The sequence below is a fragment of the Sphingopyxis sp. EU05-FHT14B03 genome (assembly GCF_058790875.1).
In genome coordinates, this window is the sequence record NZ_JBYTDC010000001.1 from 1,789,177 (window position 1) to 1,810,211 (window position 21,035).

Genomic DNA, 21,035 nt, shown 5'->3' on the forward strand with positions numbered 1-21,035 from the left:
ACCCCGTTTCCTGCGGGCGGCGCTTCGATGCGCCGAACTATCTGTAACGGTTGTCCCACGACCGGATAGGCGCCAGCCGGTGCGACGAAACTAGTCTCCATATCTTCTTATATTCATACCCGGAATCCATCCCATGCATCTTAAAGAACTCAAAACCAAATCGCCCGCCCAACTCGTCGAAATGGCCGAGGAACTGGGCGTCGAGGGCGCGTCGACGCTGCGCAAGCAGGACCTGATGTTCTCGATCCTGAAAGAACTCGCCGAAGAGGGCGAGGAAATCATCGGTTCGGGTACGATCGAGGTGCTTCCCGACAGCTTCGGCTTCCTGCGTTCGTCGGAGGCCAATTATCTGGCCGGTCCCGACGACATCTATGTTTCGCCGAACCAGGTTCGCAAACATGGCCTGCGCACCGGCGACACCGTCGAAGGCGAAATCCGCGCCCCGCGGGACGGTGAACGCTATTTTGCGCTGACCAAGCTGATCAGCGTCAATTTCGACGATCCCGACGTCGTCCGCCACCGCGTCAATTTCGACAACCTCACGCCGCTCTATCCGAACCAGAAGCTGTCGCTCGATAGTCTCGATCCCACGGTCAAGGACAAGTCGGCGCGGGTCATCGACCTCGTCAGCCCGCAGGGCAAGGGCCAGCGCGCGCTGATCGTCGCGCCGCCGCGTACAGGCAAGACGGTGCTGTTGCAGAATATCGCCAAGGCGATCACCGACAACCACCCCGAGGTCTACCTGATCGTCCTGCTGGTCGACGAGCGTCCCGAGGAAGTCACCGACATGCAGCGCAGCGTGAACGGCGAGGTCGTCTCCTCGACCTTCGACGAACCCGCGACGCGCCACGTCCAGGTCGCCGAAATGGTGATCGAAAAGGCTAAGCGCCTCGTCGAGCACAAGAAGGATGTCGTCATCCTGCTCGACTCGATCACGCGCCTCGGCCGTGCCTACAACACCGTCGTCCCGAGCTCGGGCAAGGTGTTGACCGGTGGTGTCGACGCCAATGCGCTGCAGCGTCCGAAGCGCTTCTTCGGCGCGGCGCGCAACATCGAGGAAGGCGGTTCGCTGTCGATCATCGCGACCGCGCTGATCGACACCGGCAGCCGCATGGACGAAGTGATCTTCGAAGAATTCAAGGGCACCGGTAACTCCGAAATCGTCCTCGACCGCAAGGTCGCCGACAAGCGCATCTTCCCCAGCCTCGACGTCGGCAAGTCGGGCACGCGCAAGGAAGAGCTGCTCGTCGAAAAGGACAAGCTGTCGAAAATGTGGGTGCTACGCCGCATCCTCATGCAGATGGGCACCATCGACGCGATGGAATTCCTGCTCGACAAGATCAAGGATTCGAAGACCAACGAGGATTTCTTCGACAGCATGAACCAGTAAGTCGCCGGGGCGATGGCCGTGATCGAACACGCGTTGCTCCCCGTGCGTGCGGGCAGTGAAGCGGCTTTCGAGGCGGCCGTCGTCGAAGTGCGGCCACTCATAGCCGCGACCCCTGGGTTTATTTCGATGCAAATCCGCCGCCCGACAGGAACTGGACAGCCTTATCTGCTGTTGGTCGAATGGCGGTCGGTCGAGGATCACCGCGACGGGTTCCGCCAGTCCGATCGCTATCAGCAGTGGCGGGCATTGCTGCATCATTTTTATGACCCTATGCCAGAGGTCAGCTATTTCGGGGACATGCTGTGATATTCGATATTTTGACGCAAGCGGCGGCCGCCGCACAGGGCCTCGGTTCTCCGGCCGAAATGTGGCAGCATATTGTCAACGATTTCAGCAATATAACCTCTCCGGCGGCCTTTTCGACCTTTCTGACGGTGATTGGTCTTGATCTGGTGCTTGCGGCGGACAATGCGATCATTGTTGGCGCTCTTGCAGCTGGGCTTCCCGCCGAACAGCGCCGCAAGGTCATCATCATTGGCGTCGTTGCGGCGCTGATCTTGCGAATTCTCTTTGCGTTGGTCGTTGTGCAACTCATGCAGGTCGTCGGTCTGATCTTTATCGGCGGACTGTTGCTGGTTTGGGTCGCATGGAAAATGTGGCGTGAAATCAATCACAACAGCGCCGTACATTCGGCCGGATCGCCCGAAATATCGGGTGATGAGACGTCTGGCATCAAACCGGCGAAAAGCTTTTGGGCTGCTGCCTGGGCTGTCGGCGTCGCCGACGTCTCGATGAGCCTCGACAATGTTCTGGCGGTGGCCGGTGCGGCAAAGGATCATCCGGGGATCATGATCGTCGGACTGATTTTTGCCGTGGCGTTGATGGGGGTAGCCGCCAATTATCTCGCGCGGTTGATCGAGCGATATAAATGGATCGCTTATATCGGCTTGGCTCTCGTCATCTATGTCGCCGTCAAGATGATGTACGAGGGTTGGATCAATCCGACCGTCGGTGTCGGGACATTGTTCGGCTAAGTCCCGCAACAGCAGTCATCGACACTAAGGGGGCGGCTCGACAGGGCGGCCCCCTTGTTCCTTGGTTCTTTCTCCTCATTTAAGACCCATGCATCCCCTTCATCTCACCAAGGTCGCTGTCGGCTGCGCGCACGTCGAAACCTTTGCCCGGCGCGTCGCGGTACGCGCCGACAATGGCGAATTGCGCGTGCCGACGCGGATGCGGCCGAAGCGGCAGGACGAACTGATCGGCGGCGCGCTGCACTGGATCATCAAGCACCGCATCGTCGCGCGGCAGACGATCCTGCGTTTCGAGGATCGCAAGGATGGGCGGCTCGACATCGTCTGTTCGGACCAGCTCGAGATATTGCCGCCAACCTACCGCCGCGCGCATCAGGGTTGGCGCTATCTGGCCGGCGAGGATGCGCCCGCTGGCATCGGCGAAGGCGGGGAGGGCGACGAGCTGCCGCTGCATCTCCAGCGCGAACTTGCGGCGCTGATGCTACTCTAGATCGCGGCGCGGAAGCTGTCGGCGCGCGCCATCGCCCAATAGCGAGCGCTCGCGACCGAGTCCGGATCGTCCAGCAGCACGCCGCGCTCATAGAATTTATAGATGCGGTCGATCGAGTCCGAGCGCGCCGAATTGAGCCGTTCGTGGAGATGATGCGGCATGATCTGCCACGGCGTGTCGAGCCCCATCGCGCAGGTAATGTCCCATAGCGCGTTGACCGTCGCTGCCTGGAAGCGGCGCACGCGTTCGGCCTTGTCCTCGACCACCAGCCCGCGTTGGCGACCCGGGTCCTGCGTCGCGACCCCGGTCGGGCAGCGATCGGTGTGGCATTGCAGCGACTGGACGCAGCCGAGCGAGAACATGAAGGCGCGCGCGGCGTTCGACCAGTCGGCGCCGAGCGCGTTATTGACCGCGAGCCCGGCACCCGAATGGACCTTGCCCGATGCTGCGAGCTTGACCTCTTCCTTGAGTCCGCAGCCGACCAGCGCGTTGCGCACGAAGATCAGCCCTTCGCGCAGCGGCATGCCGACGCGGTTCGAAAATTCGACCGGCGCCGCCCCCGTGCCACCCTCGGCACCGTCAACGACGATATAGTCGAGCCGGACGCCGGTCTCGATCATTGCCTTCATGACGGCATAGATTTCGTGCGGCTGGCCGACGCAGAGCTTGATCCCGACCGGCTTGCCGCCCGACAGGTCGCGCAGCTTCGCGGCCCATGCCAGCATCTCGACCGGAGTCGAAAAGGCCGAATGCGCGGCGGGTGAGATGCAGTCATGGCCCTCGGGAACGCCGCGCGTCGCGGCGATCTCGGCGCTGACCTTCGGCCCAGGAAGGACGCCGCCATGGCCGGGCTTGGCGCCCTGGCTCAGCTTGATCTCGATCATCCGAACCTGGTCGTTTTGCGCGGTGTCGCGAAAGCGTTCGGGATCGAAATGACCAGCGTCGTCACGACAGCCGAAATAGCCGCTGCCCAGCTCCCACACGATATCACCGCCATGCTTGCGATGATAGGGGCTGAAGCCGCCCTCACCGGTGTCATGATAAAAGTCGCCCATCCTGGCGCCAAGGTTCAGCGCCTCGATCGCATTGGCGCTGAGCGAGCCGAAGCTCATCGCGGATATGTTGAGCAGCGCGCTTCGGTAGGGCTTTGAACATTGCGAGGTGCCGACATGGACGCGCGCGCCGCGATCGCCATGGGCGGTTGGCGCGATGCTGTGGCTCATCCACTCATATTCGTCCGAATAGACGTCGAGTTCGGTGCCGAAGGGATGCGAATCGAGATCGCCCTTGGCACGCGCATAGACGAGGTCGCGTTCGGTGCGTGCGAAGGGGCGCCCGTCGAGCGGGCTTTCGACGATATAGGCGTAGAGGAAAGGCCGCAGCGCCTCGAACAGCCAGCGCATCCGCGCGATCAGCGGATAGTTGCGGCGGAGCGAGTGGTGGCGCTGGACCGCGTCGTAGAGCGCGATTCCGAGCAGCGGAACCCAGAGGATCAGCGTCCAGCGCGCCGGTCCCCACCAGGCGGCGAGCGCGATCGCGGCGGCGAGAATGGGGATGGCGATCCAGCGCGGAACCCGCACCATGACGTCAGCTCGCCTGCGCGGCGAGCATCGCGGCCATTTTCTCCCACACCTTGTTGATCGCCTTCAAGGGCCTCACCATCACCTTGAAATCGATGATCTTTCCGTCGTCGTTCCAGCGAATGATGTCGACGCCGTTGATTTGGATATCGTCGAGCGTCGTCGCGAATTCGAGCATCGCCTGATCGCCATCGACGATCTCGCGCAGATAGCGGAAATCGTCGCCGCCAAGTGCGTGGCTCGCCGCGTGGAGATAGGCGAAGACCTTGTCCCGCCCCTCCTGCGGCGTGTGGACGACGGGTGAGTGGAAGACCGCATCCTCGGCGAGCATCGCGCGCAAGGCCGACGGATCGCCGCCCCCTTCCATATAGGCGTGCCAGGCGGTGACTCCGGCGTGCGCGCTCATGCCAGATGCTCGGCGAAGAAGGCCTTGGTGCGCCCGTCTGCGAGCTGCGCGCCGGCCTCGTTGCGGCGATTGCCCATCGTCGCGGCGAAGCCATGGTCGAGGCCCTGATAATCGTGGATCGTCACCTTCGGATGCGCGTCGAGCCCTTCGTGGATCACCTTTTGCGCGTCATGGTCGACGAGATGGTCCTCGGTCGGGATATGGAGCATCAGCGGATGGGCGATCGCGTGGCTTTCATTCAGCATCTGGTCGATCATGACGCCATAATAACCCACTGACGCATTCACGTCGGTGCGTGCGGCAACCATATAGGCTAGGCGACCACCGAGGCAGAAACCGACCGCGCCGACTTTCGACGCGCCCTGGCCGTGGAGCCAGCGGATCGCGGCTTCGATGTCCTTGACCCCGTCATTGGCGTCATATTGGCCGAAATAGCCGAAAGCTTCCTGCAATTCGGCTTCCACATCGGGGTTGAGTTCGACGCCGGGGGCGAAGCGCCAGAAGATGTCGGGCGCGATCGCCAGATAACCTTCGGCGGCCCAGTCATCGCATTTCTTACGGATGCCGGCGTTCACGCCGAAAATTTCGGGAATGACGATGATCGCGCGCGAGCTGTCGGCGTCGGGCCGCGCGACATAGGCGGGGATGTCCCCCTCGCCGTCGAGCGCGGGGATGCTGTTGTTGGTCGCGGACATGGGGGACTCTCCTGTGACTCTTGCTTCTTGGCGGTGAAAGCGCGAAGCTAGCGGGCGCAGCGGCGCGGCTCAAGCGCGGTTCGCGGTTTTTTCAGGGCGGAGACGGACGATGAAATTCAATATCGAGATCGATTGCACCCCCGAGGAAGCGCGGCGGCTCGTCGGCCTGCCCGATCTCGAGCCGCTGCACGCCATCTACCTCGACCGCGTCAAGGAATTGATGGCGAAGGGGATCACTCCCGACATGGTCCAGTCGATGGTCAAGAGCTGGGTGCCGATGGGTGAAAGCGGGCTCGGGCTCGTGCAATCGCTGATGAGCCAGTTCGGCGGCGGATTGATGGGCGGCGCGGGCAAATCGGCCGATAAGGACGACGGCGACGACAAGCCGGCGCGGGGGCGCAAGAGCTGAACCAAGACGGAAGCAGCGACACGATCTTCGCGCTGTCGAGCGGGATGCCGCCGGCGGCGATCGCGGTCGTGCGCGTCAGCGGGGCGCGGGCGGGCGCAGCGCTTGCGGTACTGGCGGGCCGATTGCCCGAGCCGCGGCGCGCGGTGCTGGCCGATCTGAAAGATATGAACGGCGCCGCGCTCGATCGCGCGCTGGTCCTGTGGTTTCCCGGACCCGCGACCGCGACCGGGGAGGATCTGGCCGAGCTGCACCTGCACGGCGGCCGCGCGGTGGTCGCGGCGGTGGAGGCGGCACTTGCGGCGATGCCGGGGCTGCGCGCGGCCGAGGCGGGTGAGTTTACACGCCGCGCCTTCCTCAATGGGCGGATCGACCTCGCCGAGGCCGAGGGCCTTGCCGACCTGCTTGCGGCGGAGACCGAGAGCCAGCGGAAACAGGCCCTCGGGATGGCGAGCGGGCATGTGTCGCGCGCGGTCGAAGGCTGGCAGGACCGGTTGCTCGGGCTGATGGCGGCGGCGGAGGCCGAGCTGAACTTCGGTGATGAGGAGGATGTGCAACTTCACGATGATTGCGCACATCGCCTAGGCGAAGGGATGAAGATGCTCGCCGCCGAGCTCGATGGCTGGCTGGCCAGGCCGGGCGCCGAGGTGATCGCCGAAGGGTTGTCGGTCGTCATCGCGGGGCCGCCAAACGCCGGGAAATCTACCCTTATCAATGCATTAGCCAAGCGCGAGCTGGCGATTGTGTCGCCGGTCGCGGGGACGACGCGCGATGTGATCGAAACCGCGCTGGCGCTCGACGGGATCGCGATGCGCTTTTCGGATACCGCGGGATTGCGCGCCGAAAGTGCCGATGCGATCGAGATGATCGGGATCGACCGCGCGAAGGCCGCGGTTGAGGCTGCGGATATCTTGCTGTGGCTGGGGCCGGCGAAAGACGCGCCCGAGCATGCGCGCCTGATATTGATCGCGGCGCAGGCCGACCGCTGGCGCGGCGATGCCGCGGCGGAAACGGAGGCCGCGCGCTGCGACCTGATATTGTCGGCGGCAACGGGCGAGGGGATGGACAAGCTCCATCGCATGATCGTCGAGATGGCGCGGACTTTGTTGCCGCGCGAGGGCGAGGCGGCGCTGCGCCGACGCCAGCGCGACGCACTCGCCGAGGCGCGGGACTGGCTGGAGGTCGTGCCCGGGTCGCGCGAGGCGAGCGATCTGATTTTGCTCGCCGAGCGGTTGCGGCTCGCGGGCGGTGCGCTCGACCGGATCACGGGACGGGCGGGGGTCGAGGAAATGCTCGATACGCTGTTTGGGCGATTCTGCATCGGGAAATGATGTTTCACGTGGAACAGCGATCGATTTCGCCGTCATCCCGGACTTGATCCGGGATCCACATATTCGACGCTGCGAGGATCGACCCCGGATCAAGTCCGGGGGGACGAGGGGCGTTGACGGCTCTTCCATCGACGTATTTTGCCGCGCTCGATCGGTGGTCGAAGACCAGATGGATTTGACCGGCAGTTTCGGCTATGCGCCGCCACAATCATGGACAGCAGCGCAATATATGATGTCATCGTCGTCGGCGGTGGGCATGCCGGGACCGAGGCGGCCGCGGCGGCGGCGCGGCTCGGCGCGTCGGTTGCGCTGGTCAGTTTCGACCCGGCGCTGATCGGCACCATGTCGTGCAACCCGGCGATCGGCGGGCTCGGCAAGGGGCATCTGATGCGCGAGGTCGATGCGCTCGACGGATGGATGGCGCGCGCGGCCGACGCGGCGGCGATCCATTACCGGATGCTCAACGCGTCGAAGGGCGCGGCGGTGCAGGGGCCGCGTATCCAGGCCGACCGGAAATTATACCGGCAGGCGATCCAGGACCTGCTCGCCGCCGAAGAGGGCATCACCGTCGTCGAAGGCGAAGCGGCGGCGCTGGTCCTGTCCGACGATGGCGCGTCGGTCGCGGGGCTCGAACTCGGCGACGGGAGCAAGCTGGTGGCGGGGGCGGTGGTGCTCGCGACGGGGACCTTCCTTGGCGGACGGCTGTTCCGCGGCGAGGAACGGATGGAAGGCGGCCGCATCGGCGAGGCCGGCGCGCATCGGCTCGCCGAACAGTTGCGCGGCGCAAATCTGCCGATGGCGCGGCTCAAGACCGGGACGCCGCCGCGGCTGGACGGGCGGACGATCGACTGGGCGCGGCTCGACGAGCAGCCCTCGGACAGCGCCGAGGGCGCTAGCTGGACCTGTTCCACGTGGAACAGTGTGCGGACGGTGCCGCAGATTTTCTGCGCGATCACGCGCACCAATAGCGAGAGCCACGCGATCATCGCGGCGAATCTCGATCGTTCGCCGCTGTTTACCGGGGCGATCGGCGCGGCGGGGCCGCGCTATTGCCCGTCGATCGAGGACAAGATCCACCGCTTCGCCGACCGTGACGGGCATCAGGTGTTTCTCGAGCCCGAGGGGCTCGATTCGCACCTCGTCTATCCGAACGGCATTTCGACCTCGCTCCCCGCCGATGTGCAGCTGAGCATGTTGCGCACGATGGCGGGGCTCGAGACGGTCGAGATGGTCGTGCCGGGCTATGCGGTCGAATATGACCATATCGACCCGCGCGCGCTCGACCGGACGTTGCAGGTTCGCGCGATCGGCGGGCTGTGGTGTGCGGGGCAGATCAACGGCACTACCGGCTATGAGGAGGCCGCCGCGCAGGGGCTGGTCGCGGGGGCCAATGCGGCGCTCGCCGTACAGGCGCGCGATCCGCTGATCCTCGACCGGTCGATATCCTATATCGGGGTGATGGTCGACGATCTGGTGCTGCAGGGGGTGAGCGAGCCGTACCGGATGCTCACCGCGCGCGCCGAATATCGGTTGCGGCTGCGCGCCGACAATGCCGCGACGCGGCTGACCCCAAAGGGGATCGCGCTCGGACTGGTGCGGCCGGCGACCGCGGCTTTGTTCGACGCGCGGATCGCCGAGCGCGCGCGGGCGGCGATGTTGCTGGAAGCGCCGGTAACGACCGCCGACTATGCGGCGATCGGGCTGGCGCTGCCCGGCGACGGCGCGGCGCGGCGGCGGATCGATCTGCTGCGCTTTCCCGAAGTGACGATGGCGACGCTGGCGCTGCTGGCGCCCGAACTGGCCGCGATTGACGAAAGGCTGCTCGCCGAGTTGGCCGAGGATGTCCATTATGCGCCCTATATCGCGCGGCAGGAGGCGGAGTTGCGGTCGCTGGCGGCGAATGAAGCGATCTTGCTCGACCCCGCGCTGGATTATGGTGCGATTGGCGGGCTGTCGCGCGAGATGGTCGAACGGCTGACCAAGGCACGGCCCGAGACGCTGGGGCAGGCGGGGCGTATCGACGGGGTGACCCCGGCGGCGCTGACCGCGATCCTGGTGCATAGCAAGCGGCGGGCGGCCTGAGCGGGGAAGAGGTGATGAGCGGCAAGAAAACCCGGATCATGTATATCGAGGATAAGTCCGCCGGGCTGAACGGGCCGGCGCGGATCGGCCGCGTGACCTTCTCGAAATCGGGGCAGTCGATGCATTATGGCGGCCGCCTGTTCCAGCGGCTGGGCGGTGATGGGTTCAAGGCGAATTATTACGATGCCGAGACCGGAGATCATTTTTGGATTTCAGGTCCGCGGAAGGATGGTTGCGATCGGCTTTATCCGTCAAGTTCGATGCCGGTCGAAGTCGATGCGGATGTCCACGACGAATATTGGACCGAGATTCGGGGGGGGGGTGACGCTCGCTGAGGTTCGCGGTGCTGACCCGCGATCCTGTTGCAGAGTGACCGTCTAATCCCGACGAGGCCGGGAAATGCGCTTCGATTGAGGCCTATCCTACTCGGAAACAGCTTCATTCCCAATGAAGCCCAATTCGAAGTCGGCAGCGAATGCAGCTGCCATCAGACAGGATATCGCGCCGTCATCTTCCGGCCTGGGAGGCAGCGCGATTCGGCTGAGCCATTCCGGGCTGATGACGTGTGGACCATAGGATGATTGCAAAGCACCCCGAGCAGCGGGCCCACAAATCGATTCCAATTGCCGGGCGAATTCCACCGCATCGGTTTCTCCGGCGCGAAACTTCGGTATCTCATCCGTCAGACCTCGCGCCGACGACGACGCTGCGGTTCGTTCGCGAAGCGCCGTCATATATTGTGCCAGCCTGATTTCGTCGAAGCCCTTTTGCAGTTCGGGCGGCAATTCGGCATCGTAAAAGCCAGCAGCATTGTTGATGCATGGGAGCTGTTCCACAGTCGCTCCGCGAACGACGAGGGTAGGCGACTTTGTGAAACCCTCCAGCTCGTCGAAGTCGTCGTCGTAGCGGACTTCGACGGCCTCGGCGCCGCATTGCACGATGTTCCGCGATGCGATTTCGGGGCTGGTGAAACCGAGATACTCCACAGGGTCGGCAACTGACGCGGACCACAAAATGAATATCGGGACTATGGTTGCCGAAATGCCCATGGGTGGAAAGATCGCACGGATGGTCGAGGTTCGCAATCGGCCGAATGCTTGGGAGCGCGAGGCTTTCAAAACATCGCGCAAGGGCGCAAAGCTGGATTCCCGCTTTCGCGGGAATGACGAATGAAGGTGGTGACTGGTGACTTCCCCTGACGGGATTTTGGCGAGTGAGGACGAGGCACGCGGCTGGATTGCGAAGGCTTTCTCGCCGACCGCCGCGCAATGGGCGCGGCTCGAGCGGTTTGCGGCGATGCTGGTGGCCGAGAGTGGGCGGCAGAATCTGATCGCGGCGTCGACGATCCCGATTTTGTGGGTGCGGCATATCGCCGACAGCGCGCAGCTGCTCGCGCTCGATCGGGACGGCGAGGGGCTTTGGGTCGATCTGGGGAGCGGGCCGGGGCTGCCCGGGCTGGTCGTCGCAATCCTGTCCGAGCGGCCGATGTTGCTTGTCGAATCGCGCAAGCGGCGGTGCGAATTCTTGCGCGATGTCGCGGGCGAGCTACGACTGGCGCATGTCGAGGTTGCCGAGGCGCCGCTGGAAAAGGTGGCAACCCGGCCCGCGGGGACGATCAGCGCGCGGGCCTTTGCGCCGCTCGACAAGCTCATCGACTTATCCGCGCGTTTTTCCACCGAATCGACGCGCTGGCTGCTGCCAAAAGGGCGAAACGCGGTTAAGGAACTGGCGTTGCTGCCGCCGGCGTGGCAGAGAATGTTTCACGTGGAACAGAGCCGCACCGATGCCGATAGCCAGATTTTGGTGGGATCGGGCCAGATCGCGGCGCAACAGCGAGGAAAGCGATGATCCGCATTGCCGTGGCGAACCAGAAGGGCGGGGTCGGCAAGACGACGACCGCGATCAACCTGGCGACCGCGCTTGCGGCGACCGGCTGGCGCACGCTGATCATCGACCTCGATCCGCAGGGCAATGCCTCGACCGGGCTGGGCATCGGGCAGGCGCGGCGCACGCTGTCGAGCTATGACCTGCTGCGCGGCGAAGCGACGCTGGCCGAATGCGCGATCCCGACCGCGGTGCCGCGGCTCGACATCGTCACCGCGACGGTCGACCTGTCGGGCGCCGAGATCGAGCTGATCGAATATAAGGACCGGCTGCACAAGCTGCAGCAGGCGATGACCGACGCCGAAGCGGGGCAGTGGGACATCTGCCTGATCGATTGTCCGCCGTCGCTGGGGATGCTGACGCTCAACGCGCTGATCGCCGCCGAATCGCTGATCGTGCCGTTGCAATGCGAATTTTTCGCGCTCGAGGGGCTGAGCCAGCTGCTCACCACGGTCGAGCGGGTGCGCGGCAAGTTCAACCAGCGGCTGACGATCCTAGGGGTCGCGCTGACGATGTTCGACCGCCGCAACCGGCTGACCGATCAGGTGTCGGACGATGTCCGCGAGGTGCTGGGGCCAGTGGTGTTCGAAACGGTGATCCCGCGCAATGTGCGGCTGTCCGAAGCGCCGAGCCATGGGCTGCCGGCGCTGATCTATGATCATCGCTGCGCCGGGTCGGCGGCCTATATCGCGCTGGCGCGCGAGCTGATCGATCGCCTGCCCAACGTCCGCAAGGCTGCATAAATGGCTGATAAACAAGACGAAACTGGCGTTTCTGGCGCGCTTCCGGCGAAGAAGCGGCCGTCGGGGCTGGGGCGCGGGCTGAACGCGCTGTTCGGCGATGCCGCGGTCGAGGCGCCGGTGCTGGCGAGCCCCGGCGGCGCGTCGCCCGCGCCGGCGAGCGGCGAATCGGTGCAGCATGTCGCGGTGAGCGACATCCGCCCGCTGCCCGGCCAGCCGCGCCGCCATTTCGACGAAAATGCGATTGCCGAGCTTGCCGATTCGATCAGCGCGCGCGGGTTGCTGCAACCGATCATCGTGCGCGCCGCGCCGGATGGGCACGGCTATCAGCTTGTCGCGGGCGAGCGGCGCTGGCGCGCGGCGCAGCGCGCGGGGCTGCACCAGATCCCCGCGCTGGTACGCGAACTCGACGATGCCGCGACTTACGAAATCGCGCTGGTCGAGAATATCCAGCGCCAGGACCTCAATGCGATCGAAGAGGCGGGGGCCTATCGCAAGCTGATCGAGGATTTCGGGCATAGCCAGGATGCGCTGGCACGGCTGGTCGGCAAGTCGCGCAGCCATGTCGCGAATCTGATGCGCCTGCTCGAGCTGCCGCGCGCGGTACAGGACCTCGTCGGCGACGGCAGCCTCGCGATGGGGCATGCGCGCGCTCTGATCGGCGCCGAGGGCGCCGAGGGCCTTGCGCGCAAGATCGTCAAGGACGGGCTGTCGGTGCGCGCGGTCGAGGCGCTGGTACGCGCCGGCAAGGGCGGCGGGCGCAAGGCGCCGCTCGAATATAAGAGCATGGACGGCAATCGCGACCCCGACATCGTCGCGGTCGAGCGGCATCTGTCCGAGCTGCTCGGCATCGGCGTCGGCATCCAATATGCCGGCGACGGCAAGGGGGCGCTGACGCTGAAGTTCGCCTCGCTCGACCAGCTCGACATGATCTGCCAGCGGCTCTCCGGCGAATCGATCTGATTGCTACCGAAGGCGTGAAGGGATTCGCGCAGAGGACGCGGAGTGCGCCGAGCAATCGGGCCGCTTAGCCGCTCTGCGTCCTTGGTGTCTTCTGCGCGAATCCGATTCTGCGGTTCGAATCGATTTTGTCGGACCGGGCTTAATTTGTACCGAAGCGGGCCGTTATAGGAAAAAGACGGTCCCCACCGTCCCGCTAATTTTGCGCCAAGACGCTGATTTCGCCTGCTTTCCACCGGAAATGCGGGCCAATCCCTAATGCGCCATTAACCATGGTTGTTGGGCAAAAGCTGAACCGGTCGTCGGTAGAAGGGCGACAGCGATGGGGTGGGATTTCCAATCGCTTCCGATTGACCAAGGGACCAAAAACTTATGCGCAACATTGCACTGAAGCGCGCCCTGATGGGTGCCGCTATTGCCGCTCTCGCCATGAACGCCTCGGCGGCGAACGCGGCATCGGCCACGGGTACGGCGAAGGCCAAGATCCTGCGCCAGATCACGCTCACCAACACCAGCGACCTGCAGTACGCCACGGTCATCAGCGGCGCGACGGCTTCGACCGTTGTCGTTTCGACCGCCGGCGCCGCAACCTGCGGCACCGGGCTGACCTGCACCGGCACCACGACCGCCGCGAACTTCAACATCGCCGGCACCTCGGGTGCGGTGGTGCTGGTCGGCGGCGATTCGTCGGTGACGCTCAACGGTTCGCTCGGCGGCACGATGACCTCGTCGCTGTCCTATTCGGCGAGCAACGTCACGCTGAGCGCGACGGGCGGCAGCTTTCAGGTCGGCGGCACGCTGAGCGTCGGCGCCAACCAGACCGCGGGCGACTATTCGGGGACGTTCAACGTCACCGCCAACTACCAGTAAGTTTCGACAGGGTGGGGGGACCGGCGGGCCTTCGGGTTCGCCAGCCGCAAAAGGGTCGTCGGGGTACCAGCCTCCGGCGGCCCTTTTTGCGTTCTGGTTTGGCGCGCTGCGCAGCAGTCAGCGCGAAACACCATGGTTAGCGAAATATCAACCATGTTGGCGCAACAGGGAGGGGACTGCCGGGCGGTGTGGGCCGACCGGTTTCCAAAATGGTGGGGACCATTTCCATGTTGCGATTTTTCAAGGCTTTGTGCCTGTTTTCCGCGTTCGCGATCGGTGCGGCGGCGATGCCCGCGCACGCCGCGGGCGATCTGCTCGTCGCGCCGACCCGCGTCGTCCTCGACGGCTCGCGCGGCACCGAGGTGGTGCTGAATAATATCGGGTCCGAGCCCGCGACCTATCGCATCAGCCTCGAGATCAAGCGGATGACCGCGCTCGGCGGGCTCGACGAGATCGACGAGGGTGACGCGAATGACGCCGAAAAGGCGGCGCTGAACATGATCAGCTTTAGCCCGCGCCGCGTCACCTTGCCGCCGAACCAGCCGCAGGTGATCCGCGTCGGGGTGCGCGTGCCCGAAGGGACGCCGCCCGGCGAATATCGCGCGCATATGCTGTTCCGCGCGGTGCCCGATGCGGCGCCCGCGGCCGACCCGGCGAAGCCCGTGACCAGCGGCGGCGTGTCGATCGCGCTCACCCCGATCTATGGCATCACCATCCCGGTGATCGTGCGCGTCGGCGACCTCGGGGCCGAGGCGTCGATCGGCGAGGCGCGGGTGGTCGATACCGTCGATGGACCGGCCTTCGCCTTCGACCTCGCGCGCAGCGGCAACCGTTCGGTCTATGGCGATATCGAGGTGACGCGGCCCGGGGTCGCCGAGCCGCTGCTGCTCGCGCGCGGCATCGCGGTTTATCCCGAGGTCGGCCAGCGCCAGGTCCAGCTGCGCGTGCCCGCCGAACTGGCGGCGAAGCTGAAAGGGCTGGTGCGCATCCGTTATAGCGAGGACCGCGAGGTCGGCGGCGGCACGATCGACGCGGTCGACCGGGTGGTGAAATGAGCATCGGGTAGTCGGCCGAGCGGGCGCGGCTATGCTTCGCGCGCTTCTGACACGAATTTTCCCGGTCCTCGCGGCCGGGCTGGCGCTGGTGGGGCTTGTCCCGGCCGGCGCCCATGCGGCTGAAAAGGCAGGGGTCTCGGACGGCTGGAAACCCAGTGAGGACGACAGCTGGTTGGTCGACCTGCGCTCGGGCCAGTACCGGCTGGGCGACGGCATTCGCGGCTATCAGACGCCGACGGGGATGTGCGTCGACCTGGCCGACATGGTGATCGCGCTCGACCTGCCGATCCGCGTCGACAAGAAGTTGCGCCGCGCAACCGGCTGGGTGTTCGACGAGCGCCGCAGCCTGACGATCGACCGCGATGCGGGCGAGGTAAGGCTGGGGAGCCGCAGCTTTGCCATCGACACCACCGCGATCCGCGACACCGCCGCGGGCTGGTGCGTCGATGTGAAGCAGCTCGCGGCGTGGTTCGAGCTGCCACTGGTCCCCGACCTGTCGAACGCGGTGCTGCGTATCGATTCGAAAGAGAAATTGCCCTTCCAGCTCGCCGCCGAACGGCGCGCGCGCGGCACCGGGCTGCGCCCGCAGCAGAGTTTCGACCTTGCGAGCCTGCCGCAGGCGGTGCGACCTTATGAAAACTGGGCGACGCCGTCGGTCGATGTCGTCGCCTCGGCGGGGTTCGTTAACGACAAGCGCGGCGGCTCCTATGTGCAGGCGCGCTATGAGGTCTTCGCGGCTGGCGAGGTGTTGGGCCAAAGCTTCGACGCGCGGCTGTCGTCGGACAATGAGGGGGTGCCCGACAGTTTGCGGATACGGCTCTATCGCACCGACTCGCAGGGCAAGCTGCTCGGGCCGTTGAAGGCGACGCATTATGCGGTCGGCGATGTCAGCCTGCTGTCGACGGGGATCGTCGCGGGATCGTCGCCGGGGCGCGGCGCGGTGCTGACCAACCGCCCGGTCGAGCGCCCCGAGGCCTTCGACAAGACGGATTTTCGCGGCGACCTGCCCGCGGGCTGGGACGCCGAGCTGTATCGCAACGGGCAGTTGCTGGCGTTCACCAGCCCCAATGGCGACGGTCGCTATGAATTTCTCGACGTGCCGCTGCAATATGGCTCGAACCGTTTCGAGATCGTGCTCTATGGCCCGCAAGGACAAATCCGGCGCGAGATCAAGCAGTTGCAAGTGGGGATCGATTCGATCCCACCGCAGCAAACCTATTATTGGGCGGGTTTCGCCCAGGAAAATGCCGATTTGGTCGAATTCGGCAATCGGCGCCAGACCTTCCGCCGCGGCTGGCGCGGCACGATCGGGGTCGAGCGCGGGCTCGACACGCGCACGTCGGTCGCGGGCTATCTCCACAGTCTGATGATCGAGAATGTCCGGCGCAACTATGGCGAAGTCGCGCTGCGCCGCTCGATCGGCCCGACCCTGCTCGAGGTGGCGGGATCCTATGCCGATGACAATAGTGGCGCGCTGCGTGCGAGCTGGCTCGCGGCGTTCGGCGAGACCTATGTGCGCGCCGACGCGATGCGTGGTTTTGGCGGTTTTGTATCCGACCGTTTTATCAACAATATCAATGGAATGTACCAGATTTCGGTCGACCAGTCGGTCAAGCTGGGGCGCACCGTGCTGCCACTGCACCTCGATTTGCGCCAGGTCGACCGGACATCGGGGGTGCAAAGTCTCGAGGCCTCGGCGCGCGCCTCGGCTAGTTTCCGCGCTTTGACCTTCACCGGCCAGCTTGACTGGGCGCGCACCAAGGTGCCGATCGGTCCCGACCCGCCCGACAATCTGAGCGCGACCCTGCTCGCCAACGCCCGGATCGGGCGGGTGCGTCTCCGCGGCGAGGCGCGCTTCGCGCTGTCGGGCGCCGCCGCCGATTCGCGCGCGACGGTGATCGCCGAATGGGCGGGGAAGGGCGACGGCGAATGGCGCGCCGAACTGGGGTATGACAAAGGACTCGACCGCGCGCGGGCGGGCCTGGGTTATACGCGCCGTTTCAACAAGTTGCAGTTGACGGGTTTCGGCGAAGTGGCGAGCGACGGCTCGGTCGCCGCGTCGCTCGCGCTCGCCTTCAGCTTCGGGCCGAAACCGCAGGGTGGCGGCTGGCGCGTGTCGAGCGAGAAACTCGCGAGCCGCGGCCAGGTGACGGCCGAGGTGTGGATGGACGATAATGGCGACGGCATCCGCCAGCCGGGCGAGGCGGCGTTGCCCGATGTGCCGATCACCGCGGGCAACGCCTTTGTCGACGCTGCGACCGACAAGGGCGGGCGGGCGACGGTCGACGGGCTGGAGCCTTTCCGTCCGGTGATGATCGGGATCGACGCCGGCAGTCTGCCCGACCCCTATGTCCAGCCCGCGCTGCCCGGGGTCGTTGTCACCCCGCGCCCGGGCGTGGCGACCCGAGTGATGTTGCCGATGACCGCGGCGGGCGAGATCGAAGGCACCATGATCCGCGACGGCGGCAATCCGATCGAGGGGCTGACGCTCGAACTCGTCGACGCCGAGGGCCGGGTGCGCGCGACGACCTTGACCGAGTTCGACGGATATTTCCTTTTCGAAAGCGTCGCTTACGGCCGCTACACGGTGCGTTTGGCGAAAGCGTCGGCGCAGTTGCTGCGGATCGATGGCGCGTTTGCCATCGGCGCATCGCCAGGCAAGGCGGCGCCGCGGATACGGCTGGGGACGCTGGCGCTGAAGCCTGTTCGCCGCGATCTGGCGGCGGCGAGCGACGGGGTGACGGGCGCGGGCAACAGCGCGCGCGGGCCGCCGGTTGCGGAGGACAAGGGGCCCGCGCGGGCGCCATCCGTCCCGTAATCGGGGCAGGCCGGTCGCCCCTTTGGTTCAGGACGGATCGATCGCGACATAGACCGCCCATGCCGCCGGATGCGCGAGCGATTGACCGCGCGCATCGCGCGAAGGATCGGCGGCAATCTCGCGCATCGCTTCGCGCAAGGCCGCCGCGATGTCGCCGTGCTTGTCCTTGAGCCGCGCGACCGCGGTGGTGGTCATCCGTTCGCCGACTTCGTCGTTGACCGGCGAGTAGGTCGCCAGCACGGCGCGCGCGCCGGCCAGAAGGAAAGCGCGCGTCAACCCGCTGAAACCGTCGCCACCCCTGGTGCCCGCCGCCGTGTCGCACGCCGACAGGATCACCAGCGCGGCGTTGAAGCGCAGTTCGGCGACCTCCGACGCCGTCAGCAGGCCGTCGTTCCTTGCGTCGGCGGGTTCGCCGCCCGTCCGGGCGCCCGGCGTCAGCGCCAGGGCGGGTTCTGCCAGCGTGCCGTCGAAACTGCCGCCGAGCAACGCGTGGGTGGCGAAAAGGACGATATTGCTGTCGCCCAGCGTCCCGTCGCGGCTGCTGCGTTCGAGCCGTGCCTGGGTCGCGTCGAGCTGGAGCAATTGCCGATCGGGCGGCGCGCCGAGGAGCTGGGCCATCGTCCGGATTTCGGCGGCGCTATGGTCGAGGCGCGGCAGCTTGGCGAGCATCGTGGGGTCGGCGACGCCGCCGCGGTAGAGGCTTTGTCGCGGCGCCATCAGGATATTCGCCGTCGCCGAACGAGCGGCGCTGTCCACGGCGATGCGGTCGGGCGATGCCTTCGGGGCGGGATCGGCAATGCCGCGGAAGGCGGGGTCGCCGACGCCATAGAATTTGCCCGGACCCCACGCCATGGCGCGGCCCCGGCGCGCCGTGCGCAGCGCGTCGACCGACGGCAGCACGACGATCGCGCGTTCGAGGCCCAGCCAGGCGGTCGCGCGCAACATGGCGGGATCGATGTCGCCGGCTGCGCCGCCCGCGGGCGGGCGCGACACGAGCGCCGCGAAATTGAGCGCGAGCAGCGGGCCTTCGGGGACGATGATCCAGCGACCCTTGTCCTTGAGCAGCGCGGCGACGGCGGGATCGCCGAACAGCGCCTGATGCACGCGATAGGCGGCGCCGCGATCATAGTGGAGATAGTCGAACAGGTCTTCGCCCGGCACCCGTTCGGTCGCGCCGGAATTTTGCCGGTCGGACAATTGTCCGTGAAGGTCGACCACGACCTGCGCCAGATCGGCGCCGTCGATCGGGATTTCGGTCCAGGCGGATCCCGTGCGGGTCACCGCGAAGGCGATTCCGCGGCTCATCTCGCCGCGCGCATCGGGCATCCCGGGATAGAGGAGGATCAGCGCTTCATCCTCGCGCAGCAGCGCCGGCTTGCCCCCGCTGCCGGTCACTTCGTCCAGCGCCACCGGTTCGGGGCGGAGCGTCGCGAAGATGTCGGGCATTTGATCCTGCAGCCGGATCGTCGTTTCGGCGAGCATCTTGCCGGCGGCGGCGCGCTCTTCGAGCAGCCGGCCCCGGTCGGCGTCGCCCCCGGCGCCGCGCTGGGCGGCGGCGCCGATCGCCGCGTCGAGCGAAACCACCCGGTCGCGCGCCGCGACCCACGCGCCGAACAATTCCCCCTTGTGGGTCCGTTCGGCCAGGGTGCGGGCCGCGGTTTCGCTGATCGCCGCGCTCGAAACCGAGGGGTGCGCGAGCTGGGCGACGGCGAACCCCGCCGCGCGACTGGCCGCATCGCCGCCTTGCGCGGGGTTCGCCCGGTCGGTCCAGTAGAGTTTCAGCAGGTCGCTCGCCTTGATGCTGATGAAATCGCTCAGGCTGCGCCGATAGTCGGCGTTCGCGCCCTCGGGGATCGCGGACAGCTCGGCGCGATATCCGGCCAGGACATCCTCATAATAGGGCCTGGCTTCGCTCGGCCGGCGCTGGATCCACAAAGCGACCCCCAGATTCTGCGCGAGCCGCAGCGTTTCGCGGTGGCTGGGGCCGAACCGCGCCTTCGCGATCTCGACCGCATGCCGGCGGATCGGCAGGGCATCGTCGAACCGGTCGAGAATCTGCAATGTATTGCCGAGATTCTCGATCAGCGCGGGATTGTCGGGATCGCCGGCCAGTGCGCGGCGATAGATGGTTTCGGCTTCGGCCGCGGTATTGCGCCTTTGCTGCAACAGGCTGGCCAGTTCGAGTTCGAAGCCATGGCCCTGTCCGGGGCCCATCGCCGCGATGACGCGCCGCTGATAGGCGATCGCTTCGCTCAGGTCGCTGCGGAAAACATTGTTTTTCCAGCCCCGTTCGAGCGAGGTCGATTTGGCGAGATTCCACAGCGTCATCCAGTTGCGCTTGTCGCTGCTCGCCGGATCGGCCTCCTGCCGGGCGAGCACCGCACGATACAGCGCCTCGACCCGTGGCGGGTCGGCCCCGTACAGCCGCTGCGAATAGAGGATGATGTTGCTGAGGTCGTTGGCATTGGCGGTAGAAAGGATCGCTTCGAAGATGTCGAGCTCGCGCGAAAACCAACTCGCGGCATCCTTGGCGCGCAACTGTGCTGTGAGGTTGTTGCCGAGCGCTTCATAGACGTCGACCAACGCGAGCCGATTCACGTCGGGCATCGTCTGGATCAGCGTGACCGCCTCCTGGCGCAGCGGCTCGGCATCGACCGGGCGGCCTGCGGCCTCGAAAGTCGCGGCGAGTGCGCCGGCGCTCGATGCGACGATCGCCGGATAGTCGGCGAAGTGCCGGCGTGCCAGCGCGAGCGCCTCGGTGGCGTCGGCGATGGCGGCGTCGGGCTTTGCCTGCTCGCGTCGCAGCCCTGCCTGCGCGGTCAGCGCGGCAAACAGCGTGGCGGGTTGCGCGCGCTTGCGGCCGATCGCGACGAGGCGTGCGATGATTTGCTCGTTCTCGGCGCGTCCTTCGGGGGTCTTGCCATTATAGGCGAAGTGACAGAGCAGCGACATGAGCGGGCGGGCGGTGGCCGGATGGTCGGGGCCGTAGGTGCGTTCGTAGAGCTGAAGCAGCGCGCGTCGCGGGGCTTCCAGCGCGGGCTGCCAGGTCGTGTTGCAGGCTCTGTCGATCCCGACCTGGCTTTCGAGCGTGGCGATCTGGTCCTGTTCGGCGAGGGTCGGCGCCGCGCGGTCGGGCGCGAGTTGCCGGGCGGCCTGTTCGGCCGGGATCATCGCCTCGCGCGGGACGAATTGCGCGGCCGACGGCGCAGCATATGTCGCAAGCGACACCGCAAGCCCCAGCAAAAGGCGGCGTCCGATCATGGCCCTGCTTAGCGCCGGGCCAGAGCCGAGTAA

General features: G+C 66.0%; 19 protein-coding genes. 14 read left to right on the top strand and 5 right to left on the bottom strand.

The genetic code is table 11. The features are described 5' to 3' along the window. The first annotated feature begins 133 nt into the window (after window positions 1-133). The 4 genes from rho to AC3WS4_RS08600 all read left to right on the top strand — a co-directional run bounded on the left by rho (window position 134) and on the right by AC3WS4_RS08600 (window position 2,914). Entirely contained in the window at window positions 134-1,390 is a 1,257-nt protein-coding gene (gene rho / locus AC3WS4_RS08585; protein WP_056341910.1) for a transcription termination factor Rho, read from the top strand. A 12-nt stretch (window positions 1,391-1,402) separates the two neighbouring features. Next, a complete protein-coding gene (locus tag AC3WS4_RS08590) occupies window positions 1,403-1,696 on the top strand; it encodes an antibiotic biosynthesis monooxygenase family protein (RefSeq protein ID WP_492735036.1) in 294 nt (97 codons plus the stop codon). Then, on the top strand, window positions 1,696-2,424 hold the full coding sequence (locus tag AC3WS4_RS08595; protein ID WP_056342864.1) for a YjbE family putative metal transport protein: 729 nt from the start codon (window positions 1,696-1,698) through the stop codon (window positions 2,422-2,424). The genes AC3WS4_RS08590 and AC3WS4_RS08595 overlap by 1 nt, the downstream gene beginning before the upstream one ends. 88 nt (window positions 2,425-2,512) lie before the next feature. Further along, window positions 2,513-2,914 carry a DUF1489 family protein gene (locus AC3WS4_RS08600; protein ID WP_492735034.1) on the top strand — a complete coding sequence of 134 codons (402 nt, stop codon included), beginning with the start codon at window positions 2,513-2,515 and terminating at the stop codon, window positions 2,912-2,914. Here AC3WS4_RS08600 and AC3WS4_RS08605 read toward each other — a convergent pair. From AC3WS4_RS08605 to AC3WS4_RS08615, 3 genes are read right to left on the bottom strand one after another with little or no spacing between them, the layout of a single operon-like run. Beyond that, the gene (locus tag AC3WS4_RS08605) at window positions 2,911-4,497 is read right to left on the bottom strand and encodes an FMN-binding glutamate synthase family protein (RefSeq protein ID WP_492735032.1); all 1,587 of its coding nucleotides are present in this window, start codon (window positions 4,495-4,497) and stop codon (window positions 2,911-2,913) included. The two genes, AC3WS4_RS08600 and AC3WS4_RS08605, sit on opposite strands and share 4 nt — an antisense overlap. Window positions 4,498-4,501: 4 nt before the next feature. Continuing rightward, window positions 4,502-4,900 (bottom strand): nuclear transport factor 2 family protein, encoded by a 399-nt coding sequence (locus AC3WS4_RS08610; protein WP_492735030.1) that lies wholly within the window; start codon window positions 4,898-4,900, stop codon window positions 4,502-4,504. Next, a complete protein-coding gene (locus tag AC3WS4_RS08615) occupies window positions 4,897-5,595 on the bottom strand; it encodes a dienelactone hydrolase family protein (RefSeq protein ID WP_056341924.1) in 699 nt (232 codons plus the stop codon). Before AC3WS4_RS08615 ends, AC3WS4_RS08610 begins: the two co-directional genes overlap by 4 nt. Window positions 5,596-5,704: 109 nt before the next feature. Between AC3WS4_RS08615 and AC3WS4_RS08620 the strand changes: the two genes are divergently transcribed. The 4 genes from AC3WS4_RS08620 to AC3WS4_RS08635 all read left to right on the top strand — a co-directional run bounded on the left by AC3WS4_RS08620 (window position 5,705) and on the right by AC3WS4_RS08635 (window position 9,749). Beyond that, on the top strand, window positions 5,705-6,004 hold the full coding sequence (locus AC3WS4_RS08620; RefSeq protein WP_056341926.1) for a DUF6489 family protein: 300 nt from the start codon (window positions 5,705-5,707) through the stop codon (window positions 6,002-6,004). Between the two features lie 23 nt (window positions 6,005-6,027). Next, a complete protein-coding gene (mnmE, locus tag AC3WS4_RS08625) occupies window positions 6,028-7,332 on the top strand; it encodes a tRNA uridine-5-carboxymethylaminomethyl(34) synthesis GTPase MnmE (protein WP_492736582.1) in 1,305 nt (434 codons plus the stop codon). A 210-nt stretch (window positions 7,333-7,542) separates the two neighbouring features. After that, window positions 7,543-9,414, top strand: a complete 1,872-nt coding sequence (gene mnmG / locus AC3WS4_RS08630) for a tRNA uridine-5-carboxymethylaminomethyl(34) synthesis enzyme MnmG (protein ID WP_492735027.1) — start codon at window positions 7,543-7,545, stop codon at window positions 9,412-9,414. 14 nt (window positions 9,415-9,428) lie between these two features. After that, a complete protein-coding gene (locus AC3WS4_RS08635) occupies window positions 9,429-9,749 on the top strand; it encodes a 1-deoxy-D-xylulose-5-phosphate synthase (RefSeq protein WP_492735025.1) in 321 nt (106 codons plus the stop codon). Window positions 9,750-9,836: 87 nt separating this feature from the next. On the opposite strand, the gene AC3WS4_RS08640 is transcribed toward AC3WS4_RS08635, so the two are convergent. Further along, the gene (locus AC3WS4_RS08640) at window positions 9,837-10,463 is read right to left on the bottom strand and encodes a hypothetical protein (RefSeq protein ID WP_492742711.1); all 627 of its coding nucleotides are present in this window, start codon (window positions 10,461-10,463) and stop codon (window positions 9,837-9,839) included. Between the two features lie 136 nt (window positions 10,464-10,599). Between AC3WS4_RS08640 and rsmG the strand changes: the two genes are divergently transcribed. The 6 genes from rsmG (at window position 10,600) to AC3WS4_RS08670 (ending at window position 17,741) form a co-directional block, all read left to right on the top strand. After that, complete coding sequence (gene rsmG, locus AC3WS4_RS08645) at window positions 10,600-11,262, top strand: 16S rRNA (guanine(527)-N(7))-methyltransferase RsmG (protein WP_492735021.1); 663 nt, start codon at window positions 10,600-10,602, stop codon at window positions 11,260-11,262. Continuing rightward, window positions 11,259-12,041 (top strand): ParA family protein, encoded by a 783-nt coding sequence (locus AC3WS4_RS08650; RefSeq protein WP_492735019.1) that lies wholly within the window; start codon window positions 11,259-11,261, stop codon window positions 12,039-12,041. The genes rsmG and AC3WS4_RS08650 overlap by 4 nt, the downstream gene beginning before the upstream one ends. Beyond that, window positions 12,042-13,001 carry a ParB/RepB/Spo0J family partition protein gene (locus tag AC3WS4_RS08655; protein WP_187139267.1) on the top strand — a complete coding sequence of 320 codons (960 nt, stop codon included), beginning with the start codon at window positions 12,042-12,044 and terminating at the stop codon, window positions 12,999-13,001. A gap of 369 nt (window positions 13,002-13,370) precedes the next feature. Then, window positions 13,371-13,868 carry a DUF4402 domain-containing protein gene (locus AC3WS4_RS08660; protein WP_492735017.1) on the top strand — a complete coding sequence of 166 codons (498 nt, stop codon included), beginning with the start codon at window positions 13,371-13,373 and terminating at the stop codon, window positions 13,866-13,868. A 227-nt stretch (window positions 13,869-14,095) separates the two neighbouring features. Next, entirely contained in the window at window positions 14,096-14,923 is an 828-nt protein-coding gene (locus tag AC3WS4_RS08665; protein WP_492735015.1) for a fimbrial biogenesis chaperone, read from the top strand. A gap of 31 nt (window positions 14,924-14,954) precedes the next feature. After that, on the top strand, window positions 14,955-17,741 hold the full coding sequence (locus tag AC3WS4_RS08670) for an MSCRAMM family protein (protein WP_492735013.1): 2,787 nt from the start codon (window positions 14,955-14,957) through the stop codon (window positions 17,739-17,741). 27 nt (window positions 17,742-17,768) lie between these two features. On the opposite strand, the gene AC3WS4_RS08675 is transcribed toward AC3WS4_RS08670, so the two are convergent. Next, window positions 17,769-21,002 carry a CHAT domain-containing tetratricopeptide repeat protein gene (locus tag AC3WS4_RS08675; protein WP_492735011.1) on the bottom strand — a complete coding sequence of 1,078 codons (3,234 nt, stop codon included), beginning with the start codon at window positions 21,000-21,002 and terminating at the stop codon, window positions 17,769-17,771. Window positions 21,003-21,035 lie beyond the last annotated feature (33 nt).

What these genes read in the sequence shown, in the direction of transcription:
- mnmG (WP_492735027.1), top strand. Translation starts at nt 7,543, where the DNA reads ATGGACAGCAGCGCAATATATGATGTCATCGTCGTCGGCGGTGGGCAT.
- rho (WP_056341910.1), top strand. Translation starts at nt 134, where the DNA reads ATGCATCTTAAAGAACTCAAAACCAAATCGCCCGCCCAACTCGTCGAA.
- AC3WS4_RS08605 (WP_492735032.1), bottom strand. Translation starts at nt 4,497, where the DNA reads ATGGTGCGGGTTCCGCGCTGGATCGCCATCCCCATTCTCGCCGCCGCG.
- AC3WS4_RS08660 (WP_492735017.1), top strand. Translation starts at nt 13,371, where the DNA reads ATGCGCAACATTGCACTGAAGCGCGCCCTGATGGGTGCCGCTATTGCC.
- AC3WS4_RS08640 (WP_492742711.1), bottom strand. Translation starts at nt 10,463, where the DNA reads ATGGGCATTTCGGCAACCATAGTCCCGATATTCATTTTGTGGTCCGCG.
- AC3WS4_RS08620 (WP_056341926.1), top strand. Translation starts at nt 5,705, where the DNA reads ATGAAATTCAATATCGAGATCGATTGCACCCCCGAGGAAGCGCGGCGG.
- AC3WS4_RS08610 (WP_492735030.1), bottom strand. Translation starts at nt 4,900, where the DNA reads ATGAGCGCGCACGCCGGAGTCACCGCCTGGCACGCCTATATGGAAGGG.
- AC3WS4_RS08600 (WP_492735034.1), top strand. Translation starts at nt 2,513, where the DNA reads ATGCATCCCCTTCATCTCACCAAGGTCGCTGTCGGCTGCGCGCACGTC.
- AC3WS4_RS08615 (WP_056341924.1), bottom strand. Translation starts at nt 5,595, where the DNA reads ATGTCCGCGACCAACAACAGCATCCCCGCGCTCGACGGCGAGGGGGAC.
- AC3WS4_RS08635 (WP_492735025.1), top strand. Translation starts at nt 9,429, where the DNA reads ATGAGCGGCAAGAAAACCCGGATCATGTATATCGAGGATAAGTCCGCC.
- AC3WS4_RS08670 (WP_492735013.1), top strand. Translation starts at nt 14,955, where the DNA reads ATGCTTCGCGCGCTTCTGACACGAATTTTCCCGGTCCTCGCGGCCGGG.
- AC3WS4_RS08665 (WP_492735015.1), top strand. Translation starts at nt 14,096, where the DNA reads ATGTTGCGATTTTTCAAGGCTTTGTGCCTGTTTTCCGCGTTCGCGATC.
- AC3WS4_RS08590 (WP_492735036.1), top strand. Translation starts at nt 1,403, where the DNA reads ATGGCCGTGATCGAACACGCGTTGCTCCCCGTGCGTGCGGGCAGTGAA.
- AC3WS4_RS08675 (WP_492735011.1), bottom strand. Translation starts at nt 21,002, where the DNA reads ATGATCGGACGCCGCCTTTTGCTGGGGCTTGCGGTGTCGCTTGCGACA.
- AC3WS4_RS08655 (WP_187139267.1), top strand. Translation starts at nt 12,042, where the DNA reads ATGGCTGATAAACAAGACGAAACTGGCGTTTCTGGCGCGCTTCCGGCG.
- AC3WS4_RS08650 (WP_492735019.1), top strand. Translation starts at nt 11,259, where the DNA reads ATGATCCGCATTGCCGTGGCGAACCAGAAGGGCGGGGTCGGCAAGACG.